9 protein-coding genes are annotated in these 13091 nt (G+C 65.0%); 4 read left to right on the top strand and 5 right to left on the bottom strand.

Translation table 11 applies throughout. The features are described 5' to 3' along the window. Positions 1–10 precede the first annotated feature (10 nt). Positions 11–1228, top strand: a complete 1218-nt coding sequence (gene coaE, locus J1M81_RS12390) for a dephospho-CoA kinase (protein WP_206498127.1) — start codon at positions 11–13, stop codon at positions 1226–1228. A gap of 16 nt (positions 1229–1244) precedes the next feature. Here coaE and J1M81_RS12385 read toward each other — a convergent pair whose 3' ends face one another. Continuing rightward, complete coding sequence (locus J1M81_RS12385) at positions 1245–1790, bottom strand: DUF402 domain-containing protein (RefSeq protein ID WP_032365527.1); 546 nt, start codon at positions 1788–1790, stop codon at positions 1245–1247. Positions 1791–1868: 78 nt separating this feature from the next. On the opposite strand from J1M81_RS12385, the gene uvrB reads away from it, so the two are divergent. Together uvrB and J1M81_RS12375 are read left to right on the top strand one after the other, a co-directional pair. Continuing rightward, positions 1869–4031 carry an excinuclease ABC subunit UvrB gene (uvrB, locus tag J1M81_RS12380; RefSeq protein WP_027497251.1) on the top strand — a complete coding sequence of 721 codons (2163 nt, stop codon included), beginning with the start codon at positions 1869–1871 and terminating at the stop codon, positions 4029–4031. 64 nt (positions 4032–4095) lie between these two features. Beyond that, the gene (locus J1M81_RS12375; protein WP_032391042.1) at positions 4096–4962 is read left to right on the top strand and encodes a hypothetical protein; all 867 of its coding nucleotides are present in this window, start codon (positions 4096–4098) and stop codon (positions 4960–4962) included. A gap of 6 nt (positions 4963–4968) precedes the next feature. Here J1M81_RS12375 and J1M81_RS12370 read toward each other — a convergent pair whose 3' ends face one another. Together J1M81_RS12370 and J1M81_RS12365 are read right to left on the bottom strand one after the other, a co-directional pair. Next, on the bottom strand, positions 4969–5826 hold the full coding sequence (locus J1M81_RS12370; protein ID WP_032400018.1) for an ABC transporter permease: 858 nt from the start codon (positions 5824–5826) through the stop codon (positions 4969–4971). Further along, complete coding sequence (locus J1M81_RS12365) at positions 5823–8693, bottom strand: alpha/beta fold hydrolase (RefSeq protein WP_032370339.1); 2871 nt, start codon at positions 8691–8693, stop codon at positions 5823–5825. Before J1M81_RS12365 ends, J1M81_RS12370 begins: the two co-directional genes overlap by 4 nt. Positions 8694–8875: 182 nt before the next feature. On the opposite strand from J1M81_RS12365, the gene J1M81_RS12360 reads away from it, so the two are divergent. Further along, positions 8876–9328, top strand: a complete 453-nt coding sequence (locus J1M81_RS12360) for a universal stress protein (RefSeq protein WP_008715916.1) — start codon at positions 8876–8878, stop codon at positions 9326–9328. Between the two features lie 78 nt (positions 9329–9406). Here J1M81_RS12360 and J1M81_RS12355 read toward each other — a convergent pair whose 3' ends face one another. Then, positions 9407–11728 (bottom strand): ATP-binding domain-containing protein, encoded by a 2322-nt coding sequence (locus J1M81_RS12355; RefSeq protein ID WP_206498126.1) that lies wholly within the window; start codon positions 11726–11728, stop codon positions 9407–9409. A gap of 144 nt (positions 11729–11872) precedes the next feature. Next, entirely contained in the window at positions 11873–13063 is a 1191-nt protein-coding gene (locus J1M81_RS12350; protein ID WP_206498125.1) for a DoxX family protein, read from the bottom strand. Positions 13064–13091 lie beyond the last annotated feature (28 nt).

Genomic DNA, 13091 nt, shown 5'->3' with positions numbered 1-13091 from the left:
GACTGGACGCATGCTGAGACTGGGACTGACCGGCGGAATTGGTGCCGGCAAATCGACCGTGGCGAAAGTGCTGACCGAACTCGGGGGAGTGCTCGTCGACTCGGACGTACTTGCCCGCGAAGTGGTGGAGCCGGGAACGCCTGGGCTGCAACAACTGACGGACACCTTCGGTACCGAGATACTGGCACCCGACGGGTCACTCGATCGGCCGGCCTTGGCCGCCAAGGCTTTCGGCGACGAGGAGTCGCGAAAGAAGCTCAACGCCATCGTGCATCCATTGGTCGGACAGCGCACTACCGAGATCATCGAGGGTGCGGCAGCGGATGCCGTGGTGGTGCACGATATTCCACTTCTCGTCGAAGGCTCGATGGCTCCGTTCTTCCATCTGGTCGTCGTCGTCTGGGTCGACGCCGAGGAACGAGTACGTCGGCTGACCGGCCAACGAAACATGCCCGAGGCCGATGCCCGCGCGCGCATCGCCGCGCAGGCGACCGACGATGCGCGCCGAGCGGCGGCAGATGTGTGGATAGACAACACGGGTGCGCCCGGCAGCGTCGACGATCAGGTACGAAACTTGTGGAACGAGCGCGTGATTCCCTTCGAGCGCAACCTCAGAGAGGGCATTGTCGCCCGGACGCATCCGGAACTCGTGACTGCAGACCCGGCCTGGGAATCCCAGGCGCGGCGAATGATCGCGCGCCTTGCTCTCGCGTGTGGGGACAAGGCTGTTCGGATCGACCACGTCGGATCGACGGCGGTACCCGGACTCGATGCCAAGGACGTGCTCGACATCCAGATCACGGTGCGCTCGCTGGCCGACGCAGATTCGGTCGGCGAACAGTTGCGCGTCGCCGGGTTCCCCGGAGTCGAGTCCAGTGACTTCGACGATCCGAAGCCCGCGTACGGAGTGGGTGGTGAGGCCGATCCGGCCGTGTGGGGCAAGCGTTTTCACGGCAACGCAGACCCCGGCCGACCGGCCAACGTCCATGTTCGAGTCGACGGTTGGCCAAACCAGACGTTCGCCCTGTTGTTCCGTGACTGGCTCCGGGCGGACGCGGCTGTCGCGACGGAATACGCCGCGATCAAGCGGCGTGCTTCCGAAGCCGCCGCCGGAATCACCGACTACCGCTCGGCGATCGAGGCATACGAGAACGCAAAGGCACCGTGGTTCGACGTGGCGTATCGGCGGGCGTGGCAGTGGGCGGAGGAGACGAACTGGACTGCCTGAGGCAGAGCTGCGCGGTTCAGGCCGGTTTGCCGTTCCATTCCGTCGGCATGCCGACGGACGCGAGCCAGGCGTTCAGGTCGTAATCGTGCCGCGTCAGTCCTTCGATGGCCGCGATCGATCGGGACAGCGCCCGCTCGGCCGTCGGGGTGTCCAGATGCTGCGCCACGCGCGCGTCGAACAGCTCGTCGACGTCCAGCAGGTCGTAGTCGCGGCCGGTGCGAACACTGAGGTCGAGATAGTGATCGACCGAGGTCCATCGGCTGGCCCCGGCCGTGTACTCGCCGATGTCGACGTAGTAGTCCTGGTCTCTGGCGTGCGCGGGCAGATAATGGAACACCGAGGCCCGGAGCCCGAGAGCAGGCAGTAGCCAGGACTCCAGGTAGTCGAAGTGGGCATGGTCGGATGGCCGGGCCATGTACAGCCCCCACGGCTCGACGCGGTATTCGTCGACCACGCGAACGAACCCTTTGGGGTCGACGTTGGTCTTCGCGACCAGGTCGAACGTTTCGTGTTTCGGGGCATGAACGACGGTGTGCGCACCGGCTGACGTGTGAGCGACCATGCCTGTAGAAGCTACCGGGAACAGACCTCCGAGGTCTCTCCGACGGAACTTGTCGGTGGTCGCGTCTACGCTTGTGTAATGGCGTTTGCATCCGAACATCCCGTTGTCGCGCACTCCGAACACCGTCCGGTGGGAGCGATCGAGCGCACCGGACCGGCGTTCGAGGTCGTCAGCGAACACGTTCCGGCCGGTGATCAGCCGACCGCCATCGCCGAACTCGAACGTCGGATCAAGGCGGACGAGAAGGACGTCGTGCTTCTCGGTGCCACCGGTACCGGTAAATCTGCCACCACCGCCTGGCTGATCGAGAAACTGCAGCGCCCCACCCTGGTGATGGCACCGAACAAGACTCTCGCAGCGCAGTTGGCGAACGAGCTACGAGACATGTTGCCCAACAACGCAGTCGAGTACTTCGTGTCGTACTACGACTACTACCAGCCCGAGGCGTACATCGCGCAGACCGATACTTATATCGAAAAGGACTCGTCCATCAACGACGACGTCGAGCGTCTGCGGCACTCGGCGACGGCATCCCTGCTCTCTCGCCGAGACGTGGTCGTGGTGGCGTCGGTGTCGTGCATCTACGGTCTCGGTACCCCGCAGTCGTACGTCGATCGGTCGATCGAGCTCGAGGTCAACGTCGAGGTCCAGCGTGATGCGCTGCTCCGGCTTCTGGTCGACGTGCAGTACACGCGCAACGACATGGCGTTCACCCGCGGATCGTTCCGAGTCCGCGGCGATACCGTGGAGATCATTCCGTCGTACGAGGAGCTCGCTATTCGCATCGAGTTCTTCGGAGACGAGATCGAGGCGCTGTACTACCTGCATCCGCTGACGGGCGACATCGTTCGCCAAGTCGATTCGGTACGCATCTTCCCGGCCACCCATTACGTCGCCGGGCCGGAGCGCATGGAACGGGCGGTCAAGGACATCGAGGCCGAGCTCGAGGCGCGCCTGGCGGAGCTCGAAGGCAAGGGAAAGCTGCTCGAGGCGCAGCGGCTTCGGATGCGCACGCAATACGACCTGGAAATGATCAAGCAGGTCGGCTTCTGCTCCGGCATCGAGAACTACTCGCGGCACATAGACGGTCGCGGGGCCGGCACCGCACCCGCGACCCTGATCGACTACTTCCCCGAGGACTTCCTACTCGTCATCGACGAATCCCACGTCACCGTCCCACAGATCGGCGCGATGTACGAAGGCGACATGTCGCGCAAGCGGAACCTGGTCGATTTCGGGTTCCGGTTGCCGTCTGCGACGGACAACCGGCCGCTGACGTGGGAAGAGTTCACACAGAGGATCGGCCAGACCGTCTACCTGTCCGCTACTCCCGGCAAGTACGAACTGGGGCAGACCGGCGGCGAATTCGTCGAGCAGGTCATCCGTCCTACCGGCCTCGTCGATCCGAAGGTCGTCATAAAACCGACCAAGGGGCAGATCGACGACCTCGTCCACCAAATTCGCGAGCGTGCCGAGAAGGACGAACGAGTTCTCGTCACCACTTTGACCAAGAAGATGTCGGAGGACCTGACCGACTATCTGCTCGAGCTGGGCATCCGCGTCCGGTACCTGCACTCCGACATCGATACCTTGCGCCGAGTCGAGCTGCTGCGGCAGCTTCGGCTGGGTGAGTACGACGTCCTGGTCGGCATCAACCTCCTCCGGGAGGGCCTCGACCTTCCCGAGGTGTCATTGGTCGCCATTCTCGACGCGGACAAGGAGGGATTCCTTCGCAGCGGCACCAGCCTCATTCAGACGATCGGCCGCGCCGCTCGAAACGTGTCCGGTGAAGTGCACATGTACGCCGACAAGATGACCGACTCCATGACGTACGCGATCGAAGAGACCGAACGTCGGCGCGAGAAGCAGATCGCCTACAACAAGGAGCGGGGAGTCGATCCGCAACCGCTGCGCAAGAAGATCGCCGACATTCTCGATCAGGTGTATCAGGAGGCAGAGGACACCGACACGGCCGTCGAAGTGGGTGGCTCGGGTCGGAACGCCAGCCGTGGTCGGCGAGCGCAGGGCGAAGCAGGCAGGTCGGTCAGCTCCGGCGTGTACGAGGGGCAGGATGTCTCGTCGATGCCGCGCGCCGAGTTGGCGGACCTGATCAAGAACATGACCGATCAGATGATGAACGCTGCCCGCGAGTTGAAGTTCGAGCTGGCCGGTCGACTGCGCGACGAGATCCAGGACCTGAAGAAGGAGCTCCGCGGCATGGACGCGGCCGGCCTCAAATAGGTCGAGCGGGTGGTGCGAGTCGAGCCTGCGGAACGATCCGAAATGGTTCGGTTACGGTTCAGTGATGGACGCAACCACCGCCGGCCGCACCTCTCGTGCACTCGAACTGATCCACTCGATGACCTACTTCCTGCCGGAGACGCAGGACGCTCTCGTTGCCGCTGGGTTACCGCCACGGGCCTGCTATTTCGCCGGTCGTGCAGCACCTCTCGGGCCGGTCGGTGCAGGTGTCGTGACAGCCACGTTCTACAACTTCAACCGCGATCTGATCAGCCCGCTGGTTCCGGCAGCCTGGGCCATCGCCTCTCCCGACGAGATCATGGCAATCCGTTACGCCACACTCGACACCGCATTCGAGCGTCTGTTGGGCTCCGAGACGTTGGCGTCCCCGGATATGGCCGAAGCTGCCGACCTCGCATCGATCGCTGCGCGTGGAATCCCAGGAGACGACGGTCGGCCGCTGTACGCCGCCTACGCCGAACTCGACTGGCCTCAAGCGCCGCACCTCGTGTTGTGGCACGCGCTCACCCTGATCCGTGAGTACCGCGGCGACGGTCACATTGCCGCGCTGCAGACGGCGGGGTTGAACGGCCTGGACGCGCTGATCACCCACACCGCCACCGGGTACGGCTTCGAGAAGGAATTCGCGCGCAAGCGTCGTGGATGGTCGACCGAGCAGTGGAACGAAGCCGTGGCGTCCTTGGCCGATCGTGAATTGTTGACGGCCGACGGCGCTTTGACTCAGGACGGGAAAGATCTCCGCACGTTGGTCGAGGACATCACCAACGACCTCGCCGTCGCGCCGTGGGCCGCCCTCGGCGAGGACGGTGCAGCTCGGTTGGTTTCGCTCGCGACGCCGTGGCGTGAGTCGATCGTCGGCCAGGGCACCATTCCCGAGGGCGTCTTCGGGCCAGCGATCAAAAAGAAGTAGGCCGCCTCAGCTGGTGATGTCCTTGGTGGCGAATCGTCTCCACGCGATCAGCCCGAAGACCGCCGCGTAGGTGATGGCCGAGAACGATCCGACCACCATGTCGTTCCAGTCGATGTTCGTGCCGAAGGCGTCGATCCACGAGTTCGCGTAGTGCCCGGGCAGATAGTTGCGCAGCGACCCCAATGCCGTGATCTGATCGAGGATCTGCATCAGAATCGACGTCATCACCGCGCCGCCGACGGCCCCGAGAGGGGCGTCGGTGAGCACCGACAGCAACATGGCGAGACCCGCTACCCACAGCAGATTGATGCCGATGTAGGCGACCGCAATCAGTAGTCGCACCAGGGAAGTGCCGTACGACAGTCCTTCACCCAGCGGCGTGACCAGTGATTCGGCGCCGTACATCACCGTCCCGATCAGCAGGGACACTCCGACCAGCACCAGAATGGCGGCGCTGGACAGCGTGGCCGAGACGAGTGCCTTCTGGGTCAACAGTCGGCTTCGAGGAACCGGGATGGCGAGCAGGTAGCGCAGGCTCGACCACGAGGCCTCGCTCGCAACGGAGTCGCCGAAGAACAGCGCCACCACGACGATGAGCAGAAATCCGACGGACATGAACAGTGCGAAGACGGTGAAGTTCATGCCGCCTCGCGTGCCGAGCTCGATGAGTCCGCCGGCGTCGGAGTCGGCGCTGGAGCTGCCCACGGTGAAGGCGACGACAAGGATCACCGGTAGCAGGGCAAGGAAACCGATGGCGAGCTGAGTGCGTCGCCGGCCCAACTGTCGACGCAGTTCGGTACGAAACGGCAGGGTGCGGCCGCCGCTGTAGCCCGCTGCGCGGCCGTCTGCGTGCGTTGTACTCATGAGCGATCCTCGCTGGAGTCGGTCTCGTGAACGACTGTGCCTGGGGTATCTCGATGAACGAGGTCGAGGAACACGTCCTCGAGTCGGGTGGACTGGGAAAAGCCGCGGACCGACACCCCCGCCGTAACGAGTTCTCTGATGACGACGGCGGAATCGGCGTCGGTCAGGTCGACGGTCACCGTGCCGTCGTCGACGATCACCGCGCCGTCATGGCCGGCGGCGTCGAGTACCGACTGGGCGCGGCCGGCGTCGTCGACCCTGATCTCGGTCTGCCCACCGGCCGCTGTCAGCTCGCGGACGGTGCCCGAGCTGATCACGGAGCCACGGTTCATGACCACGACGTGCGTGCACGTCTGTTCCACTTCGGCGAGGAGGTGGCTCGAGACCAACACGGTGCGCCCCGTCTTCGCGTAGTTGATCAGCACGTCACGCATGGTTCGGATCTGTGGCGGGTCGAGGCCGTTGGTCGGTTCGTCCAACACCATGAGATCGGGTAGACCCAGCATGGCCTGTGCAATGGCGAGGCGCTGACGCATGCCTTGGCTGTAGGACTTGACCTTGCGTTCGATCGCTGCGCCGAGGTCTGCGATCTCGAGTGCCTCGTCGAGGTGAGCGTCTTCGATCGGTCGCCCAGTCGCCTCCCAGTACAGCCGCAGGTTCTGGGTGCCGGTCAGATGCGGAAGGAAGCCGGAACCCTCGACGAAGGAGCCGAGCCGCGACAACACCGGGGCACCGGGTGTGACCTTGTGACCGAAGACTCGGATGTCGCCGCCGGTGGGGGTGATCAGGCCCATCAGCATGCGCAACGTGGTGGTCTTTCCGGCACCGTTCGGTCCTAGCAGTCCGAGTACCTGACCCTGTTTCACCTCGAAGCTGACGCCGTCCACGGCGCGGAACCCGTTCGAGTACGTCTTGGCCAGATCGGTGATCACCAGGGGAGTGTCGACCAGAGCCTCGTCGACCTCGGCCACCGTGCGGCGTCTGGTTCGCACGATCGTCGCCACGACGATGCATCCGACCACCAGGACGACCACGCCGATTCCGATCAGTGGAGCGACGGGTACCGTGCTGTTCGCGCTCGCCACCGCGGGAACCGTCGGCAACGCGACGGACGTGTTCGCCATGGTCACGCTGAACTGTGCGGGCTCCAGCGGGACGGCGTAGGCCTGATCGGTGGTGGAGACGCTCAGTTCGAGACGATGACCTTGCTGGACGGTATAGCTGATTCCAGGGAGGGCGACGGTGACGTCGACGGGATCGATGCTCCCGGTGTCGGGCAGTCGGATGGCCGACACTGCGCCGCCGGGAAGGGTCCGTGTGCCGTTCGGGGCGACGTCGTACAGTTTCGCGAACAGCACAGCCTGGCCGGGCCCGGCGAGGGACGCCACCCGGAGATCGACTCTCGGCGCGCCGGTGATGGTCAGTGACGAGTCGACGGGCTCGCTGGTGAAAATCGCGGACTGGCCCGGAAGGTCCGCAGTCAGCGCTGCACCGGCTCCGGTCGATCCGAGTGTCGACAACACCGAACCCAGACCGGGGACCGTCGAGATGGCGGACGGTGACGCGCCGGGCGGACGAATGATCGTCCCGTCGTCCGAGGCGGGGGTGAAGGTCACCGTATTCGTCTGTGTGGGTTCGGAGTTCGGGGTCAGGCCTGGGTAGTCGGGAGCCGTCATCCGACGATTGCGTTCTCCTCCTCGCTCATCGGCTGCGCGCTGCGTCGAATACACGAACGGCGCGCTCTCGGAGGTCGCGGGATCGGGGGTGCCGCGCAGAGTCCGGTCGAAGAAGTCCGCGACGGCTCGATCCGACGCACCGTTCGTTCCACCGGCATCGTGCCCACCGTCGAACCACCGAACGGTCACGTCACCGCCTGCGGCTGCGATCTGCCGAGCCGTCGCGTCGGCCTGGTCGAGACCGAACAGAGTGTCTTGGGTGCCCTGTAGGAGAAGCGTCGGAGCCGTGATGTTCGACGCGACCGCGACGGGCGAGTGGGCAGTCAGCAGATCGAGCAGCGGCTGGCTGGGGATGCCGGTCACTGCGGATTGTGCGTAGGCGTCGCAGAATTCCTGGGCGAATCTGCCGCATGCGGATGCGCCACCGCCATCGTTACCACCACCGTTACCGTCCGTGGAACTGCCGGGCGCAGCGCTGGAGGCCCCCGCTCCGAAGAAGACCCCGGCCCATCCACGTTTGAGGACGCCGGGTCCGCCGTATTCGGCACCGGCCGGGGAATCGATGTTTCCGAGCGCTTCTCGACCTGCGGACGAGGTGACGCCGAAGTTGGGGAACAGGGCCTGGCCCAGGTCGTTCCAGGTGATGGCAGCGGCCACCGAGTCCACACGCGGGTCTGTTCCGCCTGCGCTGAGGGCCAGTGCCCCGCCGTACGACCCGCCTGCCACGCCGACGTGGGGATCACCAGGAGCGTCGAGCTGTACTTCGGGCTGTTCGGCCAGCCAGTCGATCAGGCCGCGGGCATCGGCGACCTCGCGATCGGGGTCGTTGATGGAGATGGAACCCGTGCTGTCACCGAAGCCGCGCGCGGTGTAGGCGAGAACCACGTATCCGCGCGCGGCGAGATCACGAGCTTCGCCGTCGACCGAGTCCTTGCTGCCGCCGAAGCCGTGCGCGAGCAACACAGCCGGAGCGGGGGTGGACTCGGGAATGTAGAGCCGGGTGTCGAGGTCGACGGTCTCCGTCGAACCGGGGCTGTCCGGTAGCGTGATGCGCGCGTCACGCGTAGCAGTGTCGGCTTCGCGTCCCTGGGGGAGGAATGCGAATGCGAGGGCGGCCACGATCACGATCGAGATCGCGACGGCACCGAGAGCGAGGGCCCGTCTCGACAACGGCGGGCGGGGGATCGGCATGCAAACCAATGTATGTGAGTGGCGCGGATCGTGTTGTTCCCCAAGTTCACGTGCCGATCGTCGACTTCCGGCTACTGTCAGCGCATTAGTCCCCGGACCACGTCTTTCGGTCCTGTGACTTGCACCAATCCAGTTCGACCAGAAGTGTCACATCTGTGTGTGACCGACAAATGGAGGAATGAATGAGCGCCTACCGCACCGTCGTCGTCGGAACCGATGGCTCCGAATCGTCACTGCGGGCAGTGGAGAAGGCCGCGGCTCTGGCGGGAGATGCCGATGCCACCCTGGTGATCGCGTGTGCTTACTACCCGGCCGATCCGAAAGACACCTCTGCCGCCGCCGACGCACTCCGCGAGGACGCCTACCAGATCACCGGTTCGGCACCGACGCGCGAAATCCTGCGCACCGCCCGAGAGCACGCCACCAAGGCCGGCGCGAAGAACATCGAGGAGAAGCCGATCGTCGGAGCGCCCGTCGAGTCCCTCCTGGCACTCGTGGACGAGGTCAAGGGCGATCTACTCGTCGTCGGCAACCGTGGGCTGAACTCGCTGACCGGTCGCTTGCTCGGTTCGGTTCCGTCCGACGCGGCCCGCAAGTCGACCTGTGACGTGCTGATCGTCCATACCGTCCGCTGATTTTCTCGTAGTACGACAATCGGCCCGCCCCGTCGACGATGACGGGGCGGGCCGATTGTTCTCGTCGGACTGTTCTCGTCAGACCTCGGCGTCGAAGGGCTGCAGGGCCCCGAGCTCCTGGGGCAGAGGATCCACATGGACGACGCCGAGTCGCTGGGTTGCTCGGGTCAGGGCCACGTAGAGGTCGTTCATACCCTTGACGGACTCCGCAACGATCGCGCTCGGCTCGACGATGAGCACCGAGTCGAACTCGAGCCCTTTCGCGTCCTTGACCGTCGACACGGTCACCACATCCGACGCCAGGTGCTGCAGTTGGGAGACCAGTTCGGAGGGAACGAGCACTGCGCTCAGGCCGGGACGAGGGTGGTCGGCCACTCGCTTCTCGACCGTCGTCACCAGATCTGCTGCGGCTACGCGTTGAGCCCACGGCTCGACGCCGGTGCTGCGAATGGATCGCGGTTCGGACTGCTCCGGATCGATCGCCGCGAGCACGTCGTGCGCCACCGTCATGATCTCCGACGGCGTTCGGTAGTTGACCGTCAGTTCGGTGAGCTTCCAGCGTTGAGCCACATAGGGTTCGAGCACCGATCCCCAGGACGTGGTTCCGGCCGGGTCACCGGTCTGCGCGGTGTCACCCACCAGTGTCATCCACCGATTGGGGATGCGCCGCATCACCATTCGCCACGCCATCGCCGACAGCTCTTGTGCCTCGTCCACGATCACGTGCCCGTAGGTCCAGGTACGGTCGCCGGCTGCGCGTTCGGCGGTGGTGAGTCGCTGACCCGAATTCTGGCGTCGCGCAAGCTGATCGGCGTCGATCAGGTCGTAGGCCATCAGAATCTCCGGGTCCAGTTCGTCTTCGAGGTCCTGTGGTGCAGACCCGGTCAGGATGTCCAGCGCGCCCTGGGCATCGGCGATCTGGCCACGCCATTGACGCTGGGCCTGCTCACGTTCGGCAGCATCGTCGACGCCGAGCAGCTCGGCGAGCTCGTCGAGCAGCGGGGCATCCGCGGACGAGAAGCCGTGGCCGCGGCGCAGCAGCGACTCGCGCTCCGACTCGCCGAGCGCAGGTGCGGCCGATGCGATCTTCTCCGGCGATGCGAACAGGTCTCGAAGAACCTGCTGGGGTGACAGATCCGGCCACAACTCGTCTATCGCAGCCATCACGTCGTGGTCCTCGCGCATCTCGTCCCGCATGTCCGCAATGTCGTCGGCGCTGAGCAAGCTCGATCCGTCCACCACGTTCTGGCCGAATTTCGCGGCCAGCTGATTGGCCAACTGGTCGATGACCGAGGACACGAACAGAGGTCGAGCCAAGTTGTGTGGTCGCCGGGAGGACCGGGCGCGGCCGCGGGCACGCGTGACTATCTTTCGATCGAGGGTGATGTCGTAGGTGTCGAACTTCAGCCGGCGCGGCTGTGCGGGCACCTCCTGGCGATCACGCACTGCCTGCGTCAGTACGTCGACCATCGACAGTCTGCCCTTGACCTCGGTGGCCAGAGCCGAATCCTCGCGCTGCGCACGGACTCCGGGGTACAGATCGCCGATCGTCGACAGCAGTACCCCGGTTTCGCCCAGCGACGGCAGCACCTGGCCGATGTAGTCGAGGAACGTGGCGTTGGGCCCGATGATCAGGACACCGCTCTTGCCGAGCTGTTGACGGTACGTGTACAGCAGATACGCTGCTCGGTGCAGTGCCACGGCCGTCTTGCCGGTGCCCGGTCCGCCCTGCACCACCAGCACACTGCGATGCTGTGAGCGGATGATCGCGTCCTGCTCGCTCTGGATCGTTTCGACGATGTCGTTCATCTGACCGGTTCGCGCCGCATCGAGCGCGGACAGCAGCGCACCCTCGCTGGCGACGCCACCCGCAACAGCGGCATCGTTGGACGACTGCGCGGAATCGAGGTCCAGGAACTCGTCGGCGATGGCGGTCACCTTGCGTCCGCGGGTACGGATGTGCCTGCGGCGCAACACGTTTTCGGGAGCTGCCGGTGTCGCCAGATAGAACGGACGGGCCATGGGAGCTCGCCAGTCCAGCAGTAGTGTCTCGTAATCGTTCTTGTCGTCGAGGATTCCGACACGGCCGATGTAACGCTCGGGGCGGTCGTCGACTTTCGGATCGAGGGTGTCCGGATCGAGGTCGATGCGTCCGAAGCAGAGTCCGTTCTCGGCTGCGTCGTACTTGGCGATGTCCTCGGTGTACATCTGGTTGAAGGATTCGCGCTCGCTTCGGGCCTGCGGTGTTCCGCCGGTCTCGAGCAGCACGGCGCGAAGTCGGTTTGCGGCATACTCGCGCAGTGCATCGAGCTGCGTGTACAACCGCGTCAGATGCGCCTGTTCGAGGTCTTCCTCGATGGGTGCACCGGGATCGTTCGATGGGTGGCCGTCGTCCGGCAAAGGTTCTCCTCGGGAGTTCGGCCGAGGCGAAAATATCGCCTCGAAATCAGCCAGAGCAGTCTACGCCGCAGAACGGCCCTGTCGCAGAACCGCGAGTTCTGGGACAGGGCCGTGCGCGAACGACGTCGAGCGTCGTGGGTAGACCTACTTCGCGTACTGCTGGAGCTTCTTGTCCAAGTTCTTCTGCGCCTTGGCAACTCGATTCTCGAGCTTGGCCCGAGCCTGCTCGGTTGCCTTTTCGAGTTCCTTGTTCTGCTTCTCGGCCCGCTTACGAGCGCGCTTGCCGAGGGTGTCGACCCGATCCGACGCGATGTCGGCCCACGTGGCGCCGCGCTTCTGAGCCTCTTCGGCCAGAACGGATCCCTTCTCGGCAGCGAGATCGGCGAGCTTTGCTCCGCGCTTCTGTGCCACCTCGGCCAGTTCACTGCGACGGTCGGCAGCGACGTCGACCAACTTCGAGCCCCGCTTCTGAGCGAGCTCGGCCCAATCCGAGCTGCGGTGCGCGGCCTTGTCGGCGAGCTTCGATCCACGCTTCTGCGCTTCTTCGGCCAGATCGCTTCCGCGGTCGGCAGCAAGCTCGGCCAGCTTCGAGCCCCGCTTCTGGGCTTCCTCGGCCAGCTCCGAACCCTTGTCGGCGGCGATGTGAGCCCACCGGTTCAGAGCGGGCTGCGCGACCTCTGCCAGCTCCGAGCCCTTCTCGCCGGCGATGTCGGCGAACTTGGCCAGCTTCGGCTGTGCAGCGTCGGCGAGCTTGGCCAGCTTCGGCTGTGCGGCGTCGGCCAGGTCGGCACCGCGGCTCGCTGCGATCGAGGCAATTTCCTTGACGCGTTCGCCGGTGTCGTGAGTGGTGTGACCGGGCAGCGCTGAGACCACAGATTCCTGTGCGCGGCGTGCCGCCCGCTTGCTGCGCCACGCGACGGAGGGCTTGCCCTCGGTGTCGACGGCCGCGATCAGCAATCCGCCGAGCAGGCTGAGGTTCTTGAAGAAGTGGATGCGTTGCGCAGCCTTGGTCTCCGGGTCGGTTTCGTTCCAGAACGCGTGTCCGGCCAGTGTCGTCGGAACGAGGCTTCCGGCCAGAGCGAGCGATGCGATGCGCGGTGCCTTGCCGGTGGCCAACAGAATGCCGCCGGCGACCTGGATACCGCCGTTGATCCGAACCAACGTCTCGGGATCGGTCGGCACGTTCGCGGTGACCTCGTTCGGCAGAGCATCCTTGCTCTGCTCGATCAGCGGAGCGGCTGCCTTCGCCCTGCCGGCGGGATTACGAAGTGCATCGACGCCCCCGGAGATGAAAATCGTAGACATCAGCGGACGGGCGATACGGCGGACCAGCATTGACAGCCTCCTGCGTAGTTTCTCGTGT

The organism is Rhodococcus sp. KRD175 (genome assembly GCF_017168275.1).
Classification (GTDB): domain Bacteria; phylum Actinomycetota; class Actinomycetes; order Mycobacteriales; family Mycobacteriaceae; genus Rhodococcoides; species Rhodococcoides fascians.
The sequence above is the reverse complement of the archived record's forward strand: the minus strand, read 5'-3'. Positions and strand labels throughout refer to the sequence as shown.